This window comes from Frankia sp. CoBUL1 (assembly GCF_978021245.1).
Genome location: NZ_CDXDOS010000006.1, coordinates 1 through 25,307 on the forward strand (window position 1 = coordinate 1; position 25,307 = coordinate 25,307).

General features: G+C 71.2%; 20 protein-coding genes and 1 pseudogene. 10 read left to right on the forward strand and 11 right to left on the reverse strand.

Annotation, left to right across the window (positions count from 1 at the left end; genetic code table 11):
• Positions 1–128 precede the first annotated feature (128 nt).
• Positions 129–1,617 (forward strand): annotated as a pseudogene (locus tag AC08OX_RS01500) (phytoene desaturase family protein).
• On the opposite strand, the gene AC08OX_RS01505 reads toward AC08OX_RS01500, so the two are convergent.
• Positions 1,540–2,043 carry a CDP-alcohol phosphatidyltransferase family protein gene (locus AC08OX_RS01505; protein ID WP_476606143.1) on the reverse strand — a complete coding sequence of 168 codons (504 nt, stop codon included), beginning with the start codon at positions 2,041–2,043 and terminating at the stop codon, positions 1,540–1,542. The pseudogene AC08OX_RS01500 and the gene AC08OX_RS01505 overlap by 78 nt on opposite strands.
• 8 nt (positions 2,044–2,051) lie before the next feature.
• Positions 2,052–2,297 (reverse strand): hypothetical protein, encoded by a 246-nt coding sequence (locus tag AC08OX_RS01510; RefSeq protein ID WP_476606144.1) that lies wholly within the window; start codon positions 2,295–2,297, stop codon positions 2,052–2,054.
• Between the two features lie 289 nt (positions 2,298–2,586).
• Between AC08OX_RS01510 and AC08OX_RS01515 the strand changes: the two genes are divergently transcribed.
• On the forward strand, positions 2,587–2,835 hold the full coding sequence (locus tag AC08OX_RS01515) for a hypothetical protein (protein WP_011435832.1): 249 nt from the start codon (positions 2,587–2,589) through the stop codon (positions 2,833–2,835).
• Between the two features lie 104 nt (positions 2,836–2,939).
• Here AC08OX_RS01515 and metF read toward each other — a convergent pair whose 3' ends face one another.
• Both metF and AC08OX_RS01525 read right to left on the reverse strand, forming a co-directional pair.
• Positions 2,940–3,836 carry a methylenetetrahydrofolate reductase [NAD(P)H] gene (gene metF / locus AC08OX_RS01520; protein WP_476606145.1) on the reverse strand — a complete coding sequence of 299 codons (897 nt, stop codon included), beginning with the start codon at positions 3,834–3,836 and terminating at the stop codon, positions 2,940–2,942.
• Between the two features lie 244 nt (positions 3,837–4,080).
• The gene (locus tag AC08OX_RS01525) at positions 4,081–4,767 is read right to left on the reverse strand and encodes a DUF4097 family beta strand repeat-containing protein (protein WP_476606146.1); all 687 of its coding nucleotides are present in this window, start codon (positions 4,765–4,767) and stop codon (positions 4,081–4,083) included.
• Positions 4,768–4,818: 51 nt separating this feature from the next.
• On the opposite strand from AC08OX_RS01525, the gene AC08OX_RS01530 reads away from it, so the two are divergent.
• The 6 genes from AC08OX_RS01530 (at position 4,819) to AC08OX_RS01555 (ending at position 11,951) form a co-directional block, all read left to right on the forward strand.
• Positions 4,819–6,003, forward strand: coding sequence for a polyprenyl synthetase family protein (locus tag AC08OX_RS01530; RefSeq protein ID WP_476606147.1), 1,185 nt, complete (start codon positions 4,819–4,821; stop codon positions 6,001–6,003).
• 67 nt (positions 6,004–6,070) lie between these two features.
• A complete protein-coding gene (gene crtI / locus AC08OX_RS01535) occupies positions 6,071–7,582 on the forward strand; it encodes a phytoene desaturase family protein (RefSeq protein ID WP_476606148.1) in 1,512 nt (503 codons plus the stop codon).
• Positions 7,583–7,727: 145 nt separating this feature from the next.
• Positions 7,728–8,837: an AAA family ATPase gene (locus AC08OX_RS01540; protein WP_011435828.1), complete on the forward strand. Its 1,110-nt coding sequence runs from the start codon at positions 7,728–7,730 to the stop codon at positions 8,835–8,837.
• On the forward strand, positions 8,834–9,871 hold the full coding sequence (locus tag AC08OX_RS01545) for a DUF58 domain-containing protein (protein ID WP_476606149.1): 1,038 nt from the start codon (positions 8,834–8,836) through the stop codon (positions 9,869–9,871). The genes AC08OX_RS01540 and AC08OX_RS01545 overlap by 4 nt, the downstream gene beginning before the upstream one ends.
• Positions 9,868–10,827, forward strand: coding sequence for a VWA domain-containing protein (locus tag AC08OX_RS01550; RefSeq protein ID WP_476606150.1), 960 nt, complete (start codon positions 9,868–9,870; stop codon positions 10,825–10,827). Before AC08OX_RS01545 ends, AC08OX_RS01550 begins: the two co-directional genes overlap by 4 nt.
• Positions 10,828–10,916: 89 nt before the next feature.
• The gene (locus AC08OX_RS01555) at positions 10,917–11,951 is read left to right on the forward strand and encodes a phytoene/squalene synthase family protein (RefSeq protein WP_476606151.1); all 1,035 of its coding nucleotides are present in this window, start codon (positions 10,917–10,919) and stop codon (positions 11,949–11,951) included.
• Here the strand turns inward: AC08OX_RS01555 and serS are convergent.
• Positions 11,924–13,186 (reverse strand): serine--tRNA ligase, encoded by a 1,263-nt coding sequence (gene serS / locus AC08OX_RS01560; protein WP_476606152.1) that lies wholly within the window; start codon positions 13,184–13,186, stop codon positions 11,924–11,926. The genes AC08OX_RS01555 and serS overlap by 28 nt on opposite strands.
• 221 nt (positions 13,187–13,407) lie before the next feature.
• Here serS and AC08OX_RS01565 point away from each other — a divergent pair, with 221 nt between their 5' ends.
• A complete protein-coding gene (locus AC08OX_RS01565) occupies positions 13,408–14,301 on the forward strand; it encodes a peptidylprolyl isomerase (protein ID WP_476606153.1) in 894 nt (297 codons plus the stop codon).
• 8 nt (positions 14,302–14,309) lie between these two features.
• Here AC08OX_RS01565 and AC08OX_RS01570 read toward each other — a convergent pair whose 3' ends face one another.
• Positions 14,310–16,103, reverse strand: coding sequence for a DEAD/DEAH box helicase (locus AC08OX_RS01570; protein ID WP_476606154.1), 1,794 nt, complete (start codon positions 16,101–16,103; stop codon positions 14,310–14,312).
• A 172-nt stretch (positions 16,104–16,275) separates the two neighbouring features.
• Here AC08OX_RS01570 and AC08OX_RS01575 point away from each other — a divergent pair, with 172 nt between their 5' ends.
• A complete protein-coding gene (locus tag AC08OX_RS01575; protein WP_476606155.1) occupies positions 16,276–17,799 on the forward strand; it encodes a helix-turn-helix domain-containing protein in 1,524 nt (507 codons plus the stop codon).
• Here AC08OX_RS01575 and cutA read toward each other — a convergent pair.
• From cutA to secF, 5 genes are all read right to left on the reverse strand, one after another.
• The gene (gene cutA / locus AC08OX_RS01580) at positions 17,792–18,130 is read right to left on the reverse strand and encodes a divalent-cation tolerance protein CutA (protein WP_476606156.1); all 339 of its coding nucleotides are present in this window, start codon (positions 18,128–18,130) and stop codon (positions 17,792–17,794) included. The genes AC08OX_RS01575 and cutA overlap by 8 nt on opposite strands.
• A 334-nt stretch (positions 18,131–18,464) precedes the next feature.
• Positions 18,465–20,708 carry a RelA/SpoT family protein gene (locus tag AC08OX_RS01585; protein WP_476606157.1) on the reverse strand — a complete coding sequence of 748 codons (2,244 nt, stop codon included), beginning with the start codon at positions 20,706–20,708 and terminating at the stop codon, positions 18,465–18,467.
• Positions 20,709–20,730: 22 nt separating this feature from the next.
• Positions 20,731–23,319 carry a RelA/SpoT family protein gene (locus AC08OX_RS01590; protein ID WP_476606158.1) on the reverse strand — a complete coding sequence of 863 codons (2,589 nt, stop codon included), beginning with the start codon at positions 23,317–23,319 and terminating at the stop codon, positions 20,731–20,733.
• 82 nt (positions 23,320–23,401) lie between these two features.
• Complete coding sequence (locus tag AC08OX_RS01595; RefSeq protein WP_476606159.1) at positions 23,402–23,968, reverse strand: adenine phosphoribosyltransferase; 567 nt, start codon at positions 23,966–23,968, stop codon at positions 23,402–23,404.
• Positions 23,969–24,109: 141 nt separating this feature from the next.
• A complete protein-coding gene (gene secF, locus AC08OX_RS01600) occupies positions 24,110–25,306 on the reverse strand; it encodes a protein translocase subunit SecF (RefSeq protein WP_011435816.1) in 1,197 nt (398 codons plus the stop codon).
• Position 25,307 lies beyond the last annotated feature (1 nt).

Sequence of the window (25,307 nt, forward strand, 5' to 3'; positions counted from 1 at the left end):
CCGCACCCCGCACCCCGCACCAGGAGCTTCCCTTACCCTTCCGGCGGCTTCCTTCTTCTTCCCGAGGCTTCGATGCCCGTTTCCTTCCTCGTGGATAACCGGGAAGGAGCAGCTCGTACAGTCGTCGCATGGCCCGTGTTGTGGTGATCGGCGCCGGTGTGGGCGGGCTGGCAGCCGCGGCCCGGCTCGCCGCCACCGGGCATGACGTGACGCTCTGCGAGCAGTCGTCGCGGACCGCGAGGCAAGCTCGGCTGGTACGAGCGCGACGGGTTCGGCTTCGACACCGGTCCGTCCCTGCTGACCATGCCCGGCGTGTTCGAGGACCTGTTTACCGCGACCGGCGGGCCGTTGCGCGGCGAGGTGGAGCTGCGTCGGCTGGACCCGATCGCGTCCTACCGGTTCGCCGACGGCACGACGCTCACCGCACATGCCGACGACGACGCGTTCGTGGCCGAACTGGACGATCGGATCGCCCCCGGGTCGGGCGAGGACTGGCGGCGGCTCGCCGACCGGGCCTGCCGGGTCTTCGACGCCGCCGAAGGACCGTTCCTGTCCAGTCCCGTGTCGGCGACCGGGCTGATTCGGCTCGCCTGGTCCGCACCCGGTGACATCGCCGCGATCGCGCCCGGCCGGAGCCTGCGCCGGCTGGGCCTGCGCTACCTGCGTGATCCCCGGCTGCGGATGATCCTGGACCGCTATGCCACCTACTCCGGGTCCGATCCCCGGCACGCCCCCGCCGCTCTGGTGTCGGTGATCCACGCGGAACGGCGCTTCGGGGGCTGGTACGTCGCGGGCGGCCTGCGCCGCCTCGGGGATGCGCTCACCCGCCGCGCCGAGGAACGCGGCGTCCGGATCCTGCTCGACGCGCCGGTGCTGGCGGTGACCCGGACCCCCGGCGGCCGGGTCGACGGGGTCCGTCTCGCCGACGGTATCCGGCTGCCCGCGGACGTCGTCGTCGCGAACGCCGACGCGGCGGCGCTCTACGGCCGGCTGGTGAACGATCGGGTCGGCCGCCGGCGGCTGCGGCGGACGGTACCGTCGATGTCCGGCTTCGTGCTGCTGCTGGCCCTGACGGGTCGCACGCCCGGGCTGGGGCATCACACGGTCACCTTCCCCGCCGACTACGACGCCGAGTTCGATGCCGTCTTCGCGGGCCGGCTGGCGGCCGATCCCACTATCTATCTTGCCGCGCCCGCCGACCCGGCCTGCGCGCCGCCAGGCTGCGAGGCGTGGTTCATCCTGGTGAACGCGCCCCCACATCGCGGCACGGGCGGCCACGACGGCGCAGGCACCCTGGACTGGGACCGTCCCGGGCTCACCGACGGCTACGCCCGGCGCATCCTCGATGTGCTCGCCGCCCGCGGGTTCGACGTCCGCTCCCGGTTGCGCTGGTACGAGACCATCACCCCGGCGGATCTGGAACGGCGCACCGGGACGGTGGGCGGATCCATCTACGGTGGATCCTCGAACGGCGTGCGGGCGGCCTTCCTGCGGCCTCCGAACGCATCCCGGGTACCCGGCCTGTTCCTCGTCGGTGGGTCAACCCATCCCGGCGGCGGGCTGCCGCTCGTCGTGCTCTCCGCCGGCATCGTCGCCGGTCTCATCGGCCCGGCCTGACCCGGCTGTCAGGGCCGCGTGGACCGTGGCCGTGAGCTGAAGGAGGCCGATGGCGCAGACCGCCAGCATCGCGGTCGTCGCGATACTCGCGGCGAGGTTCGCGAGGCCGGGTACCAGACCCGCTCCGAACGAGCCAACCGCGGCGATGATGATCCGGGTCGGCCGCTCCCCGACGGTCACCACACCGATCTCGTCGAAGCCGGCGTTGCCGGCCCGGGCCCGGGTGTACTCCAGCAGTCCCAGCATGCTGCCTGTCGCAATCACGAGGCCGCCGGGTGCGCCGAGACACCACAGGGCCAGCAGGTAGGCCAGGTCACCGCAGCGGTCCACGACGGAGTCCAGGACATATCCCCAGGCGCTCGCGCGTCGGGTGAGGATCGCCACCGCTCCGTCGAGGTTGTCGGCCAGGCCACTGAGCACGATCACCAGAGCCCCTAGCAGTGGCCACCGGCCACCGGCCACGGCCGGGGGAATCGCGAGGGCGGTGAGCACGGCCCCCCGGCGGTCACCGCCGACGGGCGCACCCGGCGGGCGGCGAGCGGCCTGGCCAGCCAGTAGACCACCGTCAACCAGGCACGAACGAGCCATAGCCCGCGCGCCAGGTCGTAGCCGCCGTGCAGGGCCGACCATTGGGCAAGGTAGGTGTCCCGACCAGGTAGCGGGGTGCTCACGTCGTCCATCGTGCCCGTCGTCCATCCCGTTCCGCCATCCCGTTCCGCCCGGTACGGCCAGCGCCCCGCCCGGTACGCCGCCATCCGTCCGGTACGCCGTCTCGCGCTGGGACATGCTGGGACATAGAGTCTCGTCGTCCCCTACCGCGAGCCGTAGCGGCACCCTGCGTCCGGCCGGCGACCAAAACCGAAGGCGTCGATCGGTCACCGGACCGGCCCGAGGTCGGGAGACGCGGTGTCGGAGGAACAGCGGTGTCACGAGAGAACAGCGGTGCCACCCAGACGTGGCGGGAGTGACGTGTCCGAACAGGTAGGCGGCGTAGTGGAGACCCTTGAGGACCTCGACCCGCGGGCGGTCTTCTCCGCCCATCGCGACCAGGTGATCCTTGCGGTACGGATCACCCCGATCTTCAACACCCTTGATCTCAGCCTGGTGACGGCGGTGGTGGACGCCGCCAACCAGGCCGGGTTCGCGCTGGTCCGGGAGCATTCGCTCCGCGACGAATGGCTGCTGTGCGTCTTCGATGCCTACGACGAGCACGACTGAATGCCAGCCCGGCGGCATGAGCGCGGACGGGTCGGGCGAGCGGCCCACCCGTCATGCGCCACCGGGACACCCCGCGGACCGGCCACCCAGCGGACCGCGGCCGGCTATCGGACCGCCTGGTAGATCTCCCGGGTGGCGCTGGAGCGGTTGAGGGTGATGAAGTGCAGGCCCGGTGCACCGCCGTCCAGCAGGCGACGGGACAACTCGGTCGCCACCTCGACCCCGATCGCCCGCACGGCCGCCGGGTCGTCGGCGACGGCCTGCAACCGGGAGGCCAGCGCCGGCGGGAAGGCCGCACCGGACAGCTGCGCCATCCGGACGATCTGCGCGACGTTCGTCACCGGCATGATCCCAGGAATGATCGGCTTGTCGCAGCCCAGCCGGCGGACCCGGTCGACGAGACGGAAATAGTCGTCAGCGCCGAAGAAGAACTGGGTGATGGCGTAGTCCGCGCCGGCGTCGAACTTGCCCACCAGGTAGCGCGCGTCGCTGTCGAAGTCGACCGATCGTGGGTGCTTGTCGGGGAAGGCTGCCACGCCGACGCAGAAGCCGCCGACCGACCTCACCAGGCGCACGAGTTCGTCCGCGTGCCGCAGGCCCGCTGGATGGGCAGTCCAGGTGCCCTGCGGATCCCCTGGCGGGTCGCCGCGCAGGGCCAGGACGTTGCGCACCCCGACGCCGGCGTAGTTGCCGATGACCCGGCGCAGCTCGGCGACGGAGTGGTTGACCGCGGTGAGATGGGCGATCGGCGTGAGGGTGGTGTCGGTGGCGATCCGCTCGGTCATCCGGATCGTGCCCTCGCGCGTCGACCCGCCCGCCCCGTACGTCACCGAGACGAACGAGGGATGCAGCGCCTCGATCTGGCGCAGGGCCGTCCACAACTGCCGCTCGCCGTCCGGCGTCTTCGGCGGAAAGAACTCGAAGGAAAAGGACGCACGACCGGTGGCGAGGTACTCGCCCATCGTCGTGGGTTGCGTGCTCAGACTCCGGACCGCCGCCATGGCACGAGGGTAGACCGAGCGTGGCCACGATCGAAGACGGACCCCCGATCGGAAACACGACCGATCAGGCCCCGACAGCGGGCAGCAACATTTCCCCGGCGTGATCCCACGAATCCCCAACGTGATCACGCGAGAGTCATGATCCGTCGATTCCACCAACGTGGGTGAGCAACCCGGCTGAAAAGGGCTCGTTGGGCGGGACCAGCTGGGACAACCCAGATGGGCGGTAGATGGACAAGAGGCGTCAGATGGACAAGGGTCCCAGCGGCGCGGCGAGACCGACCCGTACCCGCCCGGACACGCTGCGCGCCACCACCTGGCACGCCGCGTGCGCCGACGGGGTCAGCTCCACGTCGGCCGCCCCGGGATCGGCGGTCTCCACCTCCACCCCGTACTCGCCGTCGGGCAGCATGACGGTGACCATGCCCGTCTCGCTCTGCGCCCGCACACCGTCCGGCGGTTCGCTGAAGTGCAGGTTGACGTCGCCGTCCCGGCTGCGCGCGGCGACCGGACCGCGCGTGAGCTCCCGCCCGGCGATGGTGCCATCGCGGGTGACCAGGGACAGTTCACCGCCGACCCCCCACAGCGTGATTTCGCCGGCGAGCACCTCGGCCCGCACCCGGACCCGTGGCGGCACGGTCAGCCTGACCCGCACGTCGCTGGCCCGGCCGTCGATCCGCAGCGTGCTCCCGGCCCTCGTGAGCGCGGGCACGGACCGACCGGGACGACGCCGCACGGTCAGCGCGACGTGCACGTCCTCGCGGTCCCGCCCGGAGATCTCGACGCGGCCGGCGGCCACCAGGATCTCCACGGCGTCGATACCGTCGACAGTGTGAGTCAGCTCCGCGGGTGGCAGCCGCAACAGGGTCCATCCGCCCAGTGCGGCGGCGACCAGCAGAACGGCGACCACGACGACGGCGGTGTCGAACACGGGCACACCGCACGGTACCCAGGACGCCGGCCAATCCCCGGCCACACCACGGTGCCGGACCACACCACGGTGGATGTGCGCGGGCGGGTCTCCGCCGTGTTGCGGCGCTTCACCGGTTCGCGCGGAGCGCTCCTGCGCGGAATCGACGACGATCTGATCCCGTTCGTCCGTATCGCCACCGAATTCCTGCTGGCGGAGGGCAAGCGGTTGCGTCCCGCCTTCTGCTACTGGGGGTGGCGGGGCGCGGGCGGCCCGGACTGCGACGAGATTGTGACCGCCGCCGCCATCGAGCTGCTGCACGCCTGCGCGCTGATCCACGACGACGTCATGGACGCCTCCGACACACGGCGCGGCAGGCCGGCCGCGCACCGGCGCTTCTCCCGGGTCCACCGGACCGCCGGCTGGCAGGGTGAGCCCGCCGACTTCGGCCGCTCGGCCGCGATCCTGCTCGGCGATCTGTTCCTGGCCTGGGCCGACGAACTGCTCGCGGCCAGCAGGATGCCACCCGAGGCGTTGGTCCGGGCCTGGCCCACCTACGGGCGGATGCGCAGCGAGCTGATGGCGGGGCAGTACCTCGACCTCGTCGGCCAGGCCGAGGCCGGTCCGCACGGCGGCCTCGATCCCGGGCGGGCGGTCCGCATCGCCCGGTACAAGACCGCCGGTTACACGGTGGTCCGTCCCCTGCAGCTCGGCGGTCTGCTCGCGGGCGCGCCGCCGGACCTGTTGGCGGCCTATGCGGCGTTCGGCCTGCCGCTCGGCGAGGCGTTCCAGCTCCGCGATGACCTCCTGGGCGTGTTCGGCGATCCGGCGGTGACGGGAAAACCCACCGGGGAGGATCTGCGTGACGGGCGGCCCACTGGCCTGCTGGCGCTCGCGTTGACCCGCGCGCAGCCGGCCGCGGCGGCCCGGCTGCGCGCGCTGATCTCCCCGCCGGTCCGGCGCGCCGGGCACTCTGAGGATGCGGGACAGCCCGAGAATCCCGGGTATTCCGGGTATTCCGGGGGACCCGGATGCTCCCCGGGATTCGGGCCCACCGAGAACCCCGCGGCCCGCGCCGCCCGGGTCGCCGAGGCCCGCGACATCATCGCCGCAAGCGGAGCGGTGGCCGCCGCCGAGGAACGGATCGCCGCCCGGACCGCCACGGCGGTCGAGGCGGCCCGACGGGCGGATCTGGACGTCACAACCCTCGCCGCCCTGACGGAACTCGCCATGGCAGCGACTTCACGATCACATTGAGCAACCGACTACATCGGGTAACCGCACCATCGACCAGGAAGTCCATCGACCAGGAAGCAGGTGGCAGGTGCGCACGGTGACCGGAGCGACGGATCACGTCGTCATCGTCGGGGCCGGTCTCGCCGGTCTGTCGGTCGCGCTGCGCCTGGTCGGAGCCGGCCGGCGGGTGACGGTGCTCGAGCGGGATGCGACCCCCGGCGGTCGGGCCGGCCTGCTCGCACTGGGCGACTATCGTTTCGACACCGGACCGACCGTCCTGACCATGCCCGAGCTGATTGCCGACGCCCTGGACTGTGTCGGGGAGGATCTCGACCGCTGGCTGTCGCTGACCCGGCTCGACCCGATGTACCGGGGGTTCTTCGCCGACGGTTCGTCGCTGGACATCCGCGCCGACCCCGCCGACACCGCACAGGAGATCCGGGCGCTGTGCGGCCCGGCGGAGGCGGCCGGCTTCGAGCGGTTCGTCGGAATCGTCACTGCAATGTTCCGCACCCAGCTGCGCCACTTCATCGACGCGCAGGTCGACTCCCCACTGTCGTTGCTGCGCCCGCAGCTCGCCCGGCTGGCCGCCATCGGCGGCTTCCGCCGGCTCGACACCGTCGTCGGCCGCCATCTACGGGACCCGCGGACCCGGCGGATGTTCTCCTTCCAGGCGATGTACGCCGGGCTCGCCCCGCACGACGCACTGGCCCTCTATGCCGTCATCTCCTACATGGACTGCGTCGCCGGGGTCTACCACCCGGCCGGCGGCATGCACGCCGTCGCCGAGGCGCTGGCCGGCGCCGCGGCCAAGCACGGTGCCACCCTGCGCTACGAGACCACGGTGACGCGGGTGGAGGTGCGGGGTGGCCGGGCGGTCGCGGTGCACACCGCGGCGGGGGAGCGCATCGGCGCCGACGTGGTGGTACTCAACCCCGACCTGCCGATCGCCTACACCGAACTGCTGCCTCCCTCGACGGCGCCGGCCCGCCTGCGCCGCCTGCGGTACTCGCCCTCGTGCTTCCTCCTGCTGGCTGGGGCGCGCGTGGAGTACCCGCACACCGCGCATCACACCATCCACTTCGGCCGGGCCTGGCGGTCGACCTTCCGCGAGATCATCAATCGCGGCGAGCTGATGAGCGACCCGTCCTTCCTCGTCACCACCCCCTCACGCACTGAACCCGCGATGGCCTCGGCCGGCGGCCACACGTACTGCGTGCTCTTCCCCACACCCAACCTCACCGCCCCGCTCGACTGGTCGGTGCTGCGCTCGCGCTACCGCGACGAGGTGGTCGCCACCTGCGAACGCCACGGCTATCGAGGCTTCGGCGACGCCATCGAGGTGGAGCAGGTGACCACGCCCGCCGACTGGCGGGCCCGCGGGATGGCGGCGGGCGCCCCGTTCGCGGCGGCCCACACCTTTCGCCAGACCGGTCCGTTCCGCCCCTCGAACCTGGCCCCGGGCCTCGCGAACGTCGTGTTCGCCGGCAGCGGCACCCGGCCCGGCGTCGGGGTCCCGATGGTCCTCATTTCCGGCCGGCTGGCCGCGGAGCGGATCCTCGGCGCTGACCGGGGTTACCGTTCCCGCGCCCTGTGCTGACCCGTGACGCACCCCGGCACCCCGGTGCCCCGAACATTTCCCACCGCCGAGAAGTTGCTGAAGAGCGGCTTAGATGAGGCTTCCGGCCAGGCCGTGCCGAGTCCTTTGGCACCCTGTTCCACGATGCGGCTGGGACAATGCTGCCATGGACGAAGGGCACAGCCCGGCCGGCCTCGCCGTACCGGACACCACGTCGGACGCGGCGCTGCTCGAACGCGCCCTGTTCGAGATCAAAAAAGTGATCGTCGGACAGGACCGGATGGTCGAACGCATGCTCGTCGCCCTGCTCGCCCGGGGCCACTGCCTGCTGGAGGGCGTGCCCGGGGTCGCGAAGACGCTGGCCGTGCAGACCCTCGCGACCGTCGTCGGCGGTTCGTTTGTCCGCATCCAGTTCACCAACGACCTCGTGCCCTCCGACATCGTCGGTGCCCGCATCTACCGGGCGAGTCAGGAGGCGTTCGACGTCGAGCTCGGCCCGGTCTTCGCGAACTTCGTGCTCGCCGACGAGATCAACCGGGCACCCGCGAAGGTGCAGTCGGCGCTGCTGGAGGTGATGTCGGAGAAGCAGGTCTCGCTCGGCGGGGTCACCCACCGGCTTCCCGAGCCGTTCCTGGTACTGGCCACCCAGAACCCGATCGAATCCGAGGGTGTCTACCCGCTACCGGAGGCGCAGCGGGACCGGTTCCTGATGAAGGTCAACGTCCCCTACCCGAACCCGGCGGAGGAGCTCGAGATCGTCCGGCGGATGGGCACCTCGCCACCGCTCCCCGAGCGGGTCCTGACCCCGCAGGCGCTGACCCGGCTGCAGACCCGGGCCGACGAGGTGTTCGTCCATCACGCCATCATCGAGTTCGCCGTCCGGCTGGTGCTCGCCACCCGGTCCCCCGGCGAGGCGGGTCTACCCGAACTCGAGGGCCACCTGGCCTACGGAGCCTCGCCGCGCGCCTCGCTCGGACTGGTCGCGGCGGCCCGCGCGCTCGGCCTGCTGCGCGGGCGCGACTACGTCGTACCCGACGACGTCGCCGCGGTCGCCCTGGACGTCCTGCCCCACCGCCTGGTGCTCTCGTACGAGGCGCTGGCCGAGGGGCTGACCGCGGACGCGATCGCCGCCCGGATCCTGGGCGTGGTCCCGCAGCCTCAGGTGGCGCCCCGCCAGCAGGGCCCCCATTACCCCACCGGTCCGCATGCCGGCGGGTGGGGGACGAACCCGCGTTCGGGCTTCCCGGAATACCTCGACCAGGGTGCGTCCGGATGACGGACCCCGCGGACCGGCTCCGGGCCGGCTCCGTGTCGGCGACCGATCCGGCGGTGGAGCGGACCCTGCGCCGGCTCGAACTGACCGTGCTCCGCCGTCTCGACGGCATGCTCCTCGGCGATCATCTCGGGCTGCTGCCCGGTCAGGGCAGCGAGAAGGCCGAGAGCCGCGAGTACGCCGTCGGTGACGACGTGCGCCGGATGGACTGGGCCGTCACGGCCCGGACCACCGTCCCCCACGTCCACGATCTCATCGCCGACCGGGAGCTCGAGACCTGGGCGCTGGTGGACCTCACCGCCAGCACCGAGTTCGGCACCGGTACCTGGCAGAAGCGTGATCTGGCGATTGCCGCCACGGCCGCGGTCGGCTTCCTGACCGCCCGCACCGGCAACCGGATGGGCGCGATCGCGCTGACCCAGACCGGTCCACGGGCGATCCCGGCCCGGCCCGGCCGGGACGGGCTGCGGGCGCTGCTGCACACGCTCATCACCGCGCCTCGCGGCGCGCACGACCGGCCCCGCCGCCGGCCCGATCCGGCGGCGGCCACCGACCTCGCCGCGGCGGTGGAGGGCCTGCTGCGCCCGCCGCGCCGCCGGGGGCTCGCGGTCGTCGTCTCCGACTTCCTGTCCACCGACCTGCGCTGGGAACGGCCGCTGCGGGTGCTCGCGGCGCGGCATCAGGTGCTCGCCATCGAGATCGTCGACCCGCTCGAGCTGACCCTGCCGCCGGTCGGGCTGCTGCCCGTCGTCGACGCCGAGACGGGGGCGTTCGTCGAGGTCCCGACGTCGTCGCGGCGGTTGCGGGAACGTTACGCCGCGGCCGCCGTCGCCCACCGCAGCGCGGTCTCGCTGGCGTTGCGCCGGGTCGGCGCCGACCATCTGGTCCTGCGCACCGACTCGGACTGGCTGGTCGACATCGTCCGGTTCGCCTCGGCGAACCGGCGCGGCCGGGGAGCCGGCCGCCGCCCGCCCGTGGGTCGGACCGACCAGGGTGGCACGGCGGCGCCCGCCACCAGTCGGGCAGGCAGCCGGTGAGCTTCCTGGCCGGGCACTGGCTGTGGCTGTACCTGGGGGTCGGCGCGTTGCTGATCTCCTATGTCGTGGTCTCGGCGCGGCGGCGGGTGTATGCCGCCCGGCTGTCGTCGACGTCGCTGCTGTCCTCGGTGCTTCCCCGCCGACCGCAGTGGTGGCGCCGTCACGTCCCGGCGGCGCTGCTGCTGCTCGCCCTCGCCGGGTTGGTGTTCTCCCTGGCGCGACCGGCGCGGGCCGAGCGGGTTCCCCGGGAACGCGCGACGATCATCCTGGCGATCGACGTCTCCAACTCGATGGCGGCCACGGACATCGCCCCGACCCGGCTGGCGGCCGCCAAGCAGGGCGCCTCGGCATTCGTCGACCAGCTCCCTCCCCGTATCAACCTCGGGCTGGTCTCGTTCGCCGGCAGCGCGACGGTCCTGGTACCCGCGTCCGCCGATCGCGAGTCGGTCCGCGCCGGCATCCGCGGCCTGCAGCTCGGTCCCGCGACCGCCGTCGGCGAAGGAATCTTCGCCTCGCTCCAGGCGATCACCACCGCCGGCAAACGGTTCTCCGGCACGGGGCAGAGCGCGCCTCCGGCCGCCATCGTGCTGCTCTCCGACGGGGAGACCACCCGTGGGCGGCCGAACAACCAGGCGATCGAGGCGGCGCGGCAAGCCCGTATCCCGGTGGACACCATCGCCTACGGCACCGCCGACGGAACGCTCGACGTCGGCGGTCAGGAGGTGCCGGTGCCGGTCAACGAACAGGCGCTCCGTGACATCGCGGAGCAGACCGGCGGCTCGTACCATCGGGCCACCTCCGGCGACGAACTGCGTTCGGTCTACTGGGGGCTCGGTAGCTCGATCGGCTACCGGACCGAATACCGGGAGGTCACCACCTGGTTCCTCGGGCTGTCCCTGGGGCTGGGATTCGCCGCGGCGGCGACGTCCCTGGCGTTCGCGTCCCGGCTTCCCTGAGGGGATCGACGCCGATGAAGGGGTCAACCGGACTCACCGGGGCAGGCCGACCCCGATCGGGCGGGAGCCGTCGCTATCCGCCTCGCTGGGTGGCTACGCTGACTAACGTGGGGGAGCTCGACGCGGCCGGAATCATCGATCCTCGACTACGTTCCTCCTACGCGCGGGCCCGGGCGCTCAATGCCGCCCACGGCCGCACGTACTACCTGGCCACCCTGCTGCTGCCAGGGTGGAAGCGGCCCCACGTCCACGCGCTGTACGGCTTCGCCCGCTACGCGGACGAGATCGTCGACGATCTCGACTCCACGCTGACCGAGGCCGAGCGGGCGCGCTGGCTGCACGAGTGGGGCGGCCGGTTCCTTGCGGCGCTACGGGCGGGGACACCCGCCGTTGACGTCGGCACCGAGATGGCCGGCACCGAGATGCCCGGCACCGGGAGGGACCGGCACCGCGCGGAGGTCTCGGTGCTGCCCGCGGTGGTCGACACCATTCACCGCTTCAAGATCGATTCGGACCATTTCGCGGCGTTCCTGGCCTCGATGGCGATGGACCTCACCGTGACGGAGTACGCGACCTGGGACGAGCTGACCGTCTACATGCACGGATCGGCCGCGGTGATCGGCCTGCAGATGGTGCCGATCCTCGAGCCAGTGGACGACAGCGCCCTGCCCTATGCCCGCGACCTGGGGATGGCCTTCCAGCTCGCCAACTTCATCCGCGACGTCGGCGAGGATCTGCGGCGCGGCCGCGTCTATCTGCCCCGGGCTTCGCTGGACCTGTTCGGGGTCACCCGGGAGCAGCTGGCCGCCGGCGTCGTTGACGGGCCGGTCCGCCGCCTGCTGGCCTTCGAGATCAGCCGGGCGCGGGAGCTGTTCCGCGCCGCCGAGCCCGGCATCCGCCTGCTGCACCCAACCTCACGCGACTGCCTGCGGACGGCGTTCGTCCTCTACCGGGGCATCCTCGACGAGGTCGAGCGCGCCGACTACCGGGTGCTCGAACGCCGCGTGTCAGTCGGGCTCCCACGCCGGCTGGCGGTCGCCGGACCCGCCCTGGTCCGGGCCGTCCGGGCGCGTCACGGCCAGGGCCACGGGATGCCTCAGATCAGCTCACGGCCCCCCAGGTAGGGCCGCAGCACTTTGGGAACGCGTACCTCGCCGTCGGCGGTCTGGAAGTTCTCCAGCAACGCCGCCAGCAGCCGTGGGGTCGCTACGGCGGTGTTGTTGAGCGTGTGCGCGAAACGCACGGTGCCGTCGGTGTCGCGGTAGCGCAGGTTCGCCCGGCGCGCCTGCCAGTCGTGCAGCGTCGAGCAGCTGTGCGTCTCGCGGAATCGACCGAGCGAGGGGAACCAGGTGTTGATGTCGTTCATCCGGAACTTGCCGACGCCCATGTCCCCGGTGGCGCATTCGACGACCTCGTAACACAGCCCGAGGTCGGACAGGATCCGCTCGGCAGTGGCCAGCAACTCGGCATGCCAGCGGGCCGACTCGGCCTCGTCAGCGGCGCACAGCACAAACTGTTCGACCTTCTCGAACTGGTGGACGCGCAGCAGACCGCGGACGTCCCGGCTGGCGCTGCCGATCTCCCGGCGAAAGCACGGCGAGATGCCGGCGTAGCGGATCGGCAGGCGGCCCACATCGAGAATCTCCCCGGCATGCAGGCCGACAAGAGCCACCTCGGCAGTCCCCGCCAGGTAAAGGTCGTCGGCGGGGATCGCATAGATCTCCTCGCGGGCCTTGGGTAGCATCCCGGTGCCGACGAGCGGCTCCTCCCGGACCAGGGCGGGCACCGACACGGGGGTGAAGTCCAGCCCGCGCAGCAGATCGAGCGCATAGGAATGCACCGCGCGCTCCAGCATGACCATGTCACCGGCGAGGGCGTACGCCCGCTCCCCCGCAACCCGCCGGGCCCGGGCGAACTCCGCCCACCCTCGTTTCTCGGCCAATGCCGTGTGGTCGAGCGGGGTGAAGTCGAACTCCGGCGGCTCGCCGACGGTCCGCAACACCACGTTGGCCGACTCGTCGGCTCCCACCGGCGCACCCGACCACGGGATGCCCGGTACCAGCAGCATCAGCTCGGACAGCCGGCCCCCGGTCCGGGCCAGCTGCTCGCGCAGGTCCTTCAGCTGGCGGTCGAACGCCTCGTGCTCGGCCCGCAGCTCGGCCCGCCGGGCTGCGTCGGCCCCGGCGAACTGCTTCGCGAAGCTCTTACGCCGAGCCTGCGCCTCGTCCACCTCGAACTGCAGTTTGCGATTGTCCCGGTCGAGCTGCAGCAGTTCATCGACATCCAGATCAATGCCTTTGGCCGCGACCGCGTCTTTCACGGCCTGCGGATTCTCCCGGATAAAGCGCTTATCGAGCATGGAATCGCGTCAGCCTCTGATCGGTACCGCATTGTGCTTTGCGGTAACGCTACCAGCCGTCCGGCCCGCGCACCGGTCCGCTCCCGGCCCGGCGGGCACCCGCCCCGGCAGGCACCATGCGGGGCGATCCGCCGCTCACCGGTTACGGTGCACAGACCACACCAGAACCAGACCACACCAGAACCAGCAGACCACATCAGAAGCGAGGGAGGCCGGCGACGGTGGCCAGTTCGAAGGAGCGACGTCAACGCAAGCTCGCCGAGGCCCGGGCGGCCCGGCAGGCGCAGCGGCGCCGGCTCGCCCATCGCCGCCGTCAGCAGCGGCTTGCGATCGTCGCCGGATTCATCGCGATCGTCGTCGCGGCATCGACGATCGCCGCGATCCTGCTCACCGGCAAGGACGACCAGCCCGACGTGGCCGCCGCCGGTGCCGCGACGACACCCACTGTGACTGCACCCACCGCGACTGCACCCACCGCGACCAAGCCGGCACCATCGGCCGCCCCCCGTCAGAGCAGCAAGGTCGGGCAGTGCACCTACACCTCCAACGGGGAGGCCCCGGCCCGCGGCGCCACCCTGCCGGCGGCTGCGGCCACCGTCGGCACGTCCCCGGCGACAATGGTGATCATCACCGACGCCGGCACCATCACGGCCGCCTTGGACGCCCAGAAGGCACCATGCACGGTGCACGCCCTGCGCACGCTCGCCGACGCCAGGTACTTCGACGGCACCGCGTGCCACCGCCAGACCGGGGGATCCGACGCAGGCATCTCAGTCCTGCAGTGCGGCGATCCCACCGGAACCGGCAACGGCGGCCCGGGGTACGGGTACGCCAACGAGAACACCCAGGGCGTGACCTACGACCGAGGCGTGCTGGCGATGGCGCACAGCCAACTGCCGGACAGCAACGGCAGTCAGTTCTTCATCAACTACCAGAACCCGACCCCGCAGGGCGCGGCGGCGCTCGCCGGCAATTACACCGTCTTCGGGAAGATCACCAAGGGACTCGGCGTGCTCGACAAGCTCACCGGGCCCGGCGTCGAGGGCGGCGGCTCCGACGGTGCCCCGGCGAGCAAACCGAAGATTCTTTCGATCACGATCACCCAGGGCAGCTGACCCGCCGGTCAACCGGCCCAGCGACGGATGGTGTCGATGCGGGCTTGGAGCTGCGCTGCGGTGGCCTGGCCGCTCGGCGGACCGCCACAGGTCCGGCGCAGCTCGGCGTGGATCATCCCGTGCGGTTTGCCCGTGCGGTGGAAGTGTGCGCCGACAAGCCGGTTCAGCTCCTTGCGCAGCTCGCCGATCACCTCGTGCACGGGCCGGGTGGCCGCCTCGGCCGCCGGCTGCACGCCCTCGCGGGCCAGCGGGACGGCCGGCGAATCCGCGGCACGGGCGGCGGCACGGCGCGTGGCGGCCTGCTGGGCGGCCTCCCGCTGGCGCAGCAGAACCGCGACCTGATCGGGCTCCAGCAGGCCCGGCAGGCCCAGGAAGTCCTCCTCCTCGATGGACCCGGGGGCCGCCGGAGTGCCGAACTCACCGCCATCGAAGATCACTCGGTCGAGATGGGCCGAGGATCCCAACGCCGTGAACAAGGTGTCCGGTTTGTCGGGGATATCCTTGCGCCGGTTGGCGTCCCGCAGCGCGTCGTCGTCGAAGGCGTCCGGATCGCGCGGGGACTTCTCCAGGGCGTGGTCCCGCTGGACCTCCATCTCGCCAGCCAGCGCCAGCAGGGACGGCACGCTCGGGAGGAAGACCGATGCCGTCTCCCCGCGACCGCGGCCCCGAACGAACCGCCCGACGGCCTGGGCGAAGAACAGCGGGGTTGACGCCGAGGTCGCATAGACCCCGACCGCCAGGCGAGGCACGTCCACGCCCTCACTGACCATCCGTACCGCCACCATCCACCGGTCGGCCGACCGGCGAAAGTTGTCGATCTTGGTCGACGCGGTCGGATCGTCGGAGAGGATCAGCACGGGCGAGGTGCCGGTGATCCGGGTGAGCAGCGCGGCGTAGGCGCGCGCGGCCGCGTGATCCGTGGCGATGACCAGCCCGCCCGCGTCGGGCATGCCGCCGGCCCGCACCTGGGACAGCCGGGTGTCGGCGGAGGCGAGCACCGCCGGCATCCAGTCCCCGCCCGGGTCGAGCGCAGTGCGCCACGCGGCGGCGGTCTGCTCGTTGGTGAGCGGCTCCCCGAGCCGGGCGCTCAGTTCCGCGCCGGCACTGGTCCGCCAGGTCATCTCGCCCGAGTAGGCGAGGAAGAGCACCGGGCGGACGACCCCGTCGCGCAGCGCCTCGGCATAGCCGTAGGAGGAGTCCGCGATGCTGCGCATCACCCCGTCGGGGCCCGGCAGGTAGGTGACGAAAGGGATCGGGTTGACGTCGGAGCGGAACGGAGTACCAGTCAGGGCGAGGCGCCGCGCGGCCGGGGTGAACGCCTCCCGGATCGCCTCACCCCATGACAGCGCGTCGCCGGCGTGGTGGATCTCGTCCAGGACGATCAGGGTGCGGCGCGCGGCGGTCCGGGCGCGGTGCAGGGCCGGATGCGCCGCCACCTGGGCGTAGGTCACGGCGACACCGGTGTAGTCGGAGGATGTCGCCCCGGCCGAGTTGCGGAAGTCCGGATCGAGGTCGATACCAACCTCCGCCGCGGCCACGGCCCACTGGCGTTTGAGGTGCTCGGTGGGTGCGACGACGGTGATCCGACTGATCTCGCCAGCAGTGAGAAGGTCGGCGGCCACCTGCAGGGCGAAGGTCGTCTTCCCGGCGCCCGGGGTGGCGACCGCCATGAAGTCCCGGGCGCCCGACGACGACCGTGACCGGTAGATCTCCAGGGCCGCACGCTGCCACGCGCGCAGCGGTCGGGCTGGTGGAACGGGACGTCGTGGACGAGGGCTTCGGTCGAGGGGGCCGGCTCTCACGCCATCACACTCTAGAAGGCGGCACTCGGCGAAGACGCTGGCGGCCGCAGGCGCGTCGGGATGACCACACTTTTGCCGTGGATGGTCCCGAAGGGACCACGCCCGAGCATGACCGTCTTATCTCACAGAGGGTTAAGCTCCTGGAGTCAACCGATCGACTTCGGAGGCCCCGATGCAGCTCACGACCGGTCCTTCGGCAGTTCCCCGCGCACCGGTGGCCCCCGCGCCAACACCTGAGGTATCCGGTGGCGACAGGACGCCCAACACCCGCACACCCAACACCCGCACGCCCAACACCCGGCTGCGACTGAGTCGGGAGGAACGGGGCTGGTCGCAGGAACGGCTCGCCACCGAGATCCGTCGGTTCTCCGTCATCCACGAGGGTCGCGAGGCCGGGGTGACCGGCAACATGATCTGTAAGTGGGAGAAGGGCGACAAGAAACCAAGCCTGCGTTATCAGCGGTTGTTGCGGGCGCTATTCGGCCGGTCGTCGGCGGAGCTCGGTTTTGTGGATGACGAAGCGCTTCCCGCCGCCGTCGGAGCACTGCGGGGCGGAACCGGTCAGGGTACGGCCGTCGCCGCGTCGATGAACCTTGAACAGGCGGCCTGCGAGACGGGCGCCGCGGGCACACTCGTACTTCACTCCGGCACCGACATGATCGACACGAACGGTATTCCCGTGGAACGTCGGGACTTTCTCCGACTCTTCGCCGCGGCGGGCGGCGTCGCCGTCGTGCCCATGAACGGCGTCACGGACACTCCGCCCTGGGAGCGCCTCTCGGCGGCGCTGCGTCGCCGTAGCACGGTGACCCCGGAGCTCGTCAACGAGCTGGGCCAGCTCACCGCGGGGCTGTACGGCTTGGAGGAACGCGTTCCCGCCCGAATCCTGATAAAGCGGGTCACCGGGCATCTGAACAGGCTCAGTCAGCTGCTGGAGACCACAAGCCGGTCCCCGGTGCGCCGTGAGCTGACCTCCACCGCCGGGGAGACGGCGGCGCTCGCCGGATGGCTCTCGTTCGACATGAACGACCTGCCCGCGGCCGTCGCCTACTACCGGGTGGCCATCGAGGCCGCCCGCGAGGCCGATGACAACGCCCTGTGGGCCTGCGTACTCGGTTACGAGAGCTACCAGACCGCCAGCCGTGGCCGCCACGACCAGGCCTGCGCGCTGCTCGGTGAAGCCCAGCGGCGAGCCGCCACGGGCAGCACGGTGATGACCAGGGCCTGGCTGGCTGCCCGGGAGGCCGAGGAGCAGGCTGCTCGCGGCGAGGGCCGGGCGGCGCTGGCCGCCCTCGACCGTGCCCAGGATGCCTTCGACCGGGGCGAGAGCGACGGGGACCGGGTCTGGACGCAGTTCTTCGACCGGGGCCGGCTCGATGGCCTGAAGGTCACCACCTACACGCGGCTACGGCGACCCGCCGCGGCCTACGCCGCGGCCACCGAGGCACTGCGGGCGGCCGCTCCCGGTGCGACGAAGAAGCGGTCGTTGCTGATGAGCGACATCGCGGAGGTGCACATCCAGCGGCGGGAGATCGAGGCGGCCTGCCACTTCGCGGCCGAGTCCCTCGCGATCGTGCTCCAGACGGACTTCTCGCTGGGCCTGGCCCGTATCCGCCACGCCCGGGAGCACCTGCGGCCCTGGCAGCACACCCAGGCCGTGCGCGAGTTCGATGAGCAGCTGCGGGCACTCACCTGACGGTGGGTGCCGTCTCGGCGCTGATCCAGCCCAGATAGTCGGCATGGCCGGCGACGATCGGCGTGGCAATGATCTCGGGATTTTCGTAGGGGTGGAGGACCACGAGCCGCTCATGTAGCTCATCGAATCGTTCGGTGGTCGTTTTCGCCAGACAGAGCCATTCCTCGGCCTGCTCGATCTGGCCCTTCCAGCGGTAGGTGCTGCTCATCGGTCCGATCACCTGGAAACAGGCGACCAGACGCGCCTCCACCAGGAGCCTGCCGATACGGTCAGCGCTTTCCCGGGAGTCGATACTCACGATGACCTGAAGGTGACCCACGCGCACTCCCATCTCTAAAACGATGGATACGCAAGATACCCTACATCGATCAGTGGCGGTAGCCGTTGAATTTACGGCGCCCGGGAGGATCGGACGTATTCTCCGCGTGACATTCCACCCGGATCCACCCGGAATGGGCGGTTCAGTCGCAAGCCGTTTACCGCCGGTTGATCGGGAGGGTACATTCCGGCGCGGAAAGGCCGCGCTGGGCGCAAGAGACAGCACCCCACGCCGACCGGAGAAGACCGGCCTGCTCCCGTAACCAGCCTGGTCTCACCCACCGGTTGGTCCTACCGCTGCCGCGGTCCCCCGCCCGGGTCGGTGCCACCGCCGCCCTGCGCTGGCTTCACCCGTCCCCGGCGGGCGCGCCGTGAGCCGACGACCCCTGGGTCTGGCACACGCGGTAGCAGTCGTAGACACCGCCGACGCCGCGCACCGCGCCGAGCACCTTGTCCAGTTGCTCCGGCCCGGTGACCTCGATCGTGAAACGCGCATGCGCGACCCGATCATCGGATGTGGTCGTCGAGGCCGCGCGGACGGACGCCGAGATCTCCGAGAGCACCTCGGTGATGTCCGCGAGCAGCCCGTAGCGGTCGAACGCCTCGACGACGATCTCCGCGGGAAAAATCTGCGCCTGTGGTGCCGACCAGGTCGCCACCGCGACGCGCTCGCGGTCCGACCCCGCCTCGGTGGCGTTCATGCACTCCCGGCGGTGCAGAGACACGGTGCTGCCGTGCGTCGCGAAGCCGACGACCACGTCTCCGGGCAGCGGAAGGCAACATCGCGCCAGCCTCGCCGGCACCCGACCACCCACCCCGTCGTCTGCCACAGCCGCGAGGCTGGGCACCCCACGCCGGGCGATCGGACGGGTCGGCGACGGCGGGCCCGACGAGGCGCCGTCCGCGCCGCCGGCGGTCCGCGCCCCGCCGCCGCTCCCGGACCGGGTGGTCGTGACGCCCAGCTCGGCCGCCCCGGCCGCGGTGTCCCTGCGCTGCCGGGCCAGCCGGCGCCGGATACGTACCCGGGCCCGGGAGGTCCTGACGAAGTGCAACCAGTCCTCCGACGGTCCCGCGCCGGGGAGGTTGGAGGTCAGGATCTCGACGACGTCGCCGTTGCGCAGCCGGGTATGCAACGGGACGAGCCGACCGTTGACCCGGGCGCCGATCGCCCGGTGCCCGATGTCGGTGTGCACGGCGTAGGCGACGTCCACCGGGGAGGACCGGGCCGGCAGTGCGAGCATCCTGCCCTTGGGCGTGAACGCCAGCACTTCGTCGGCATCCAGGTCTGAGTACAGCGACTCGAGGAACTCGTCCGAGTCGACCTCCTCCTGCCAGTCCAGCAGGCTGTGCAACCAGGACAGGCCCTCCAGACGGGCGCCGTCCGCGCCGGGGCCGACCGGTCGGGCGACGATCCCGGTCTCGGCCAGCCGGTGCATCGACGGCGTCCTGATCTGGATGTCGAGGGAGCGGCCGGCGCCGTCGGTCACCGTCGTGTGCAGGGACTGGTACATGTTGAACTTCGGGGTAGCCACGAAGTCGCGCAGCCTGCCGGGCACCGGTCGCCACAGGGCGTGGATGACACCCAGCGCCGCGTAACAATCCGTCACCTCGTCGACGAGCACGAGGACGCGGACGAGGTCGGTGTAGTCCTGGACGGGCCGGTTGCGCTCCTGCGCCCGCTTGTAGATCGAGAACAGGTGGCTGACCCGGATGGAGACGGCGCCGTCGATGCGAGCCCCCGCGAGCCCGGCTCGCAACCGTGCCACCAGCGCCGCGACGGTTCCGGCCGCGCGCTCAGCGGCGGTGAACTCGTCCACCGTGGCGGCAATCCGGGCGTGCTCGGCGGGATGGAGCACGGCGAACGCCCGGTCCTCCAGCTCCCGCTTGATCACGCTGACGCCGAGCCGGTGGGCCAGCGGGGCCAGGACCTCAAGCGTGACCCGGGAGATCTTCACCTGTTTGGGAGGGGACATGAAGGCGAGCGTGCGCATGTTGTGCAGCCGGTCAGCGATCTTGATGACCAGTACTCGGTAGTCCCGGGCCAGGGCCACGATCAGCTTGCGCAGCGTCTCGGCCTCCGCAGCCTCCCCGAACCGCATCTTGTCCAGCTTGGTGACACCGTCGACGAGGTTGGCCACCTCCGCGCCGAACTCCTGGGTGACGGAGTCGAGGGTGTACCCGGTGTCCTCGACCGTGTCATGCAGCAGGGCAGCGATCAGGGTAGTCGTGTCCACCCCCAGCTCCGCGAGGACCTCGGTGACGGCGAGGGGATGGCTGATGTACGGATCCCCGCTGCGCCGCATCTGACCGGCGTGCAGCCGCTCGGCGACGCCGTAGGCGTGCACCAGCAGGCCGATGTCGGCGCGCGGATGATAGTCGCGATGCGCCTCGACGATGTCACGCAGCTCCGGCGGCACCTGGGACATCCGCGGTGTCGCCATCCGCCTGGCCAGGTGGGCGAGACGCACGCTCGCCTGCCGGGCCGCCGACAGGGCCCGGGAGGCCTCGTCGGCACCGCCGTCGGCCCGGGACAGCGCGGGGGTCAGACCGCCGCCGGCCGGCAGACCCGCACCCACGGTCTCAGCATCCACGGCGCCCCCCTGATTCGACCCGTTAGACCTGTACGCCCGAGGTAACGCGGAAACAGCCGTATACGCCCTCGATGGCACGCACCGCACTCAGGATGTGCCCGAGATGCTTGGCGTCTCCCATCTCGAACGTGAAGCGGCTGACCGCCACCTGATCCCGTGTGGTGGCCACCGACGCCGACAGGATGTTCACGTGCCGGTCGGACAGTACCCGGGTGACATCCGAAAGTAGTTTGGTACGGTCCATCGCCTCGACCTGGATCACGACGAGGAACACCGAGCCCGACGACGGCGCCCACTCGACCTGGATCATGCGGTCGTGCGGCCCGCCGCGCAGCCCCGACAGGTTGGAGCAGTCCGTCCGGTGGACCGACACTCCCTTGCCCCGGGTGACGAAACCGGCGATCTCGTCGCCGGGCATGGGGGTGCAGCAGCGGGCGAGCTTCGTCCACACGTCGGGAGCACCGGTGACGAGCACCCCCGCCTCCCCGGTCGAGCGACGCAGCGTGCGGATCGGCAGCTCGGTCTCACCCGCGTCCTCCTCGGCCCCCTCCGGACCGCCGAGGGCCACGAGCAGCCGCGAGACCACCAACTGGGCGCTGACGTGGTTCTCCCCCACGGCCGCGTAGAGGGCGGCCACGTCGGCGTAGCGCAGGTCCTTGGCCAGGTTCAACAGCGCGTCCCCGCTCATCAGGCGGGACAGCGGCAGGCCGTGGCGGCGCATCGCGCGGCCGATCGCGTCGCGGCCGGCGACGATCGCGTCCTCCCGGCGCCCACGAGCGTGCCACTGGCGGATCTTCGTCCTGGCCCGCGACGAACGGACGAACATCAACCAGTCCTCGCTCGGGCCGGCCGAATGGGCCCGCGAGGTGAAGATCTCGACCGCGTCGCCGTTGTCCAGCGGGGTGTCCAGGGCCGCGAGACGGCCGTTGATCCGGGCCCCGACGCACTGGTGGCCGATGTCGGTGTGCACCGCGTAAGCGAAGTCCACCGAGGTCGACCCGGCAGGCAGCGGGATGACGTCGCCCTTGGGGGTGAAGACGAAAACCTCGTCGGTCTCGGCGGCGAACCGCAGGCTGTCGAGGAACTCTCCCGGGTCCGCGGTCTCCCGCTGCCAGTCGAGCACCTGACGCAGCCAGGTCATGAGGTCCGCATCGGGTCCGCCCTTGCGCCGACCGGCCCGCCCGCCCTCCGGGGTCCCCGCCGAGGGCCGGGCCGCAACCCCGTCCTCCTTGTACTTCCAGTGCGCGGCAATGCCGTACTCGGCCCGGTTGTGCATCGCGTGCGTGCGGATCTGCAGCTCGACCGGTTTGCCCTCGGGACCGATGACCGTCGTGTGCAACGACTGGTACATGTTGAACTTGGGCATCGCGATGTAGTCCTTGAACCGGCCGGGAATCGGCTTCCAGGTCGCGTGCACGGTACCCAGCGTGGCATAGCAGTCCCGGACCGAGTCGACCAGGACGCGGATGCCGACCAGATCATAGATGTCGTCGAAGGAACGGCCGCGCACCACCATCTTCTGGTAGATCGAGTAATAGTGCTTCGGCCGCCCGGAGACGACCGCCTTGATCCGCGCGTCCCGCAGGCCGACCTGCACCTGCCCGATCACCTCGGCCAGATAGACGTCCCGGCTCGGGGCCCGGTCAGCGACCAGCCGGACGATCTCGTCGTACCGTTTCGGATACAACGCGGCGAACGAGAGGTCCTCCAGCTCCCACTTCAACGAGTTCATGCCGAGCCGGTGGGCGAGCGGGGCGTAGACCTCGAGCGTCTCCCGAGCCTTGCGTTCCTGCTTGTGCTCGGGCAGAAAGCGCAGGGTACGCATGTTGTGCAGGCGGTCGGCGAGCTTGACCACCAGCGCGCGTGGGTCGCGGGCCATCGCGACGACCATCCGGCGGATGGTCTCCGCCTGGGCCGCCTCGCCGACCTTGACCCGGTTGAGCTTGCTGACCGCGTCGACGATGAGCGCGATATGGTCACCGAAGGTGTCCCGGATTGCATCGACGGTAAGCGTCGTCTCCTCGGGGGTGTCGTGCAGCAACGCTGCGGACAGCGTCGCGGTGTCCATCCCCAGATCGGCGAGGATGCTCGCGACCGCGATCGGATGAGTGATGTACGGGTGGCCGGAGAAGCGCACCTGGCCGGCGTGCGCGGCGTCGGCGACCTCGAACGCCTGCTGCACCTGGGCGATGTCGGCGCGCGGGTGGTTCGCGAGCAGCCCACGCAGCACCGGGTCGAGAGCCGAGGGAGGCGTCGCCCGGTGCGTCGCAAGGCGGGAGAGCCGACCGCGCACCCGACGCGGCAGCGGCGGCGACTCGTGCCCCAACCGGGGGACGACCGGGGAACCGTCCTCGGGACGCCGTCCCATGCCGACCGCGGTGACCAGCTCGGACCCCCCCGGGGATCCAGCCGGTGGCTCCTGCCCGCGGACGTCGCCACCATCCGCAGCCGGCGGCTGTGCCGGCCCGTGGGCTGCCGGCCCGTGGGCTGCCGACTCACGCGCCACCGATCCGGCGGTGGCCCGCGCGGCATCGCCCACCGGCCGGGGCTCCCGGAAGGGAGTGACGGCGGGCGGCGAAACTCCGGTGGTCACCGGCGCTGCCTCGGGCACGGACCGCTCCTGCGTAAGGACTAGACACCGAGCCTAACGCCGCACTGGTCAGAAGCCTTCCGCGGACCTCGCCCGGGCGAGGTCAAATCGTCAGAAGGGAGACGACATCGAGCGGCGCGACCCGATCACGGCCCGGCAGGAAGGACAGCTCCATGAGGACCGCCAGCCCCACGACCTCCCCGCCGCCAGCCGCGAGCAGGCTGTGTGCGGCGGCCGCGGTGCCACCGGTGGCCAACACGTCGTCAACGAGCAGGACCCGGTCGCCGTCGTGCACCGCGTCAGCGTGGATCTCGATCGTGGCGGCGCCGTACTCCAGGTCGTAGGAGGCGCTTCGGGTCGGCCCCGGCAGCTTGCCCTGCTTGCGGATCGGCACGAGGCCGGTGCCCAGCCGGTCCGCGACCGGCGCGGCTAGCAGGAAGCCCCGCGCCTCGATGCCGGCGATCGTGGTAGCCCCCAGCTCCCGGGCCGCGTCCGCCAGCGCACCGATGACCACCCCGAAGGCGGTCGGCGTCGCGAGCAGCGGGGTGATGTCCTTGAACACGACCCCTGGCTGCGGCCAGTCGGGAATGTCGCGGATGTGGCCACGTAGGACCTCGGCGACCGCGTCGTGCGCGGCGGACCGCTGCGGTGCGTCGTCGATGCTCGTCATCGTGCCGCTTCTCCCACCTTCAGGGTCGTCTGGACTTCAGGGTCGCCCGGACATTAAGATCGTCCTGACATCAAGATCGTCCGGAGATCCGCCGCCACCCGATCGGAGCCCCGCCCAGATCCGCGCGGCCGGCGACCTGGCTCACCGGCGTTTCTTACCGCTCGGCCGTCCGCGCCGGCCGGGTTTGCGCCCCGCGGCGCGCCGAGCGGGGGGCGCGCCCGACGGTCGTCGGGCGGCACCGCCCAGGTTCGCCCCGGCCGGAACCGGTTCACGCGCGCCGGAGACGGGAGCGTCCTCACCCCAGCCGGCCGGATCGACCGCCGCGCCGGCGGGAACAGCCGTGCCCGGCACACCCGCGGCGGCCCGGACCCGCCTGGCGCGCTCACGGGCGACCCGCGCATCCAGCGCCCGCACGGCGGGGTCGCCGCGCTTGAGGTCGACGAGCAGCGGCGTGGCAAAGAACAGGGAGGAGTATGTACCGGAGGCGATACCGACGAACTGGGCGAGCGCGAGGTCCTTCAGCGTGCCGGCACCGAGCAGACCGGCGCCGACGAAGAGGAGGGATGCGACCGGGATGAGGGCGATGAGGGAGGTGTTCAGCGAACGCACCAACGTCTCGTTGAGCGCGTCGTTCGTCGCCTCCGCGTAGGTCCGCCGCGTCGACGTGCCCATGCCCGCGGTGTTCTCCCGCACCCGGTCGAACACCACCACCGTGTCGTACAGGGAGAATCCGAGGATCGTCAGCACGGCGATGACCGTCGACGGCGTCACCTCGAAACCTACCAGCGAGTAGACACCCATGGTGACGACGAGGTCGTGAACGAGAGCGGCCATCGCCGCGAGCGCCATCCTCCACTCGAACCGTACCGAGAGGTAGATCACAACGAGCACGAGGAAGACGGCCAGGCCCTGGAGGGCCTTGTTCGTGATCGTCGATCCCCAGGACGAGCCGACGGTCGACACGGCGATGTCGCGGTCCGGGTTCGACACCGAGAAGCGCTTGGCCAACGCGCCGGTCAGCTCACGGGTCTGGGCGTCGGAGAGGGTCGGCGTCTGGATCCGGAACTGGTGGGAGGTCTCCAGTTGCTGGACCACACTGTCCGCCGGATCGAGCCCGATGCCGGACAGCGTGTCCTCGACCTGCGCGACGGTACCGCCACCGCTGGGTAGCTGGAAGACCGCGCCACCGGAGAACTCGATACCGAAGGTGAAGCCACGGAAGATCATGCTGATGATGCAGACGGCGACCACGACGCCGGAGACGGCGTACCAGGCCTTGCGCCGGCCGACGAAGTCGACGTTGAAGTCGCTGCGGTAGATCCGCCCGACCAGTGCCATC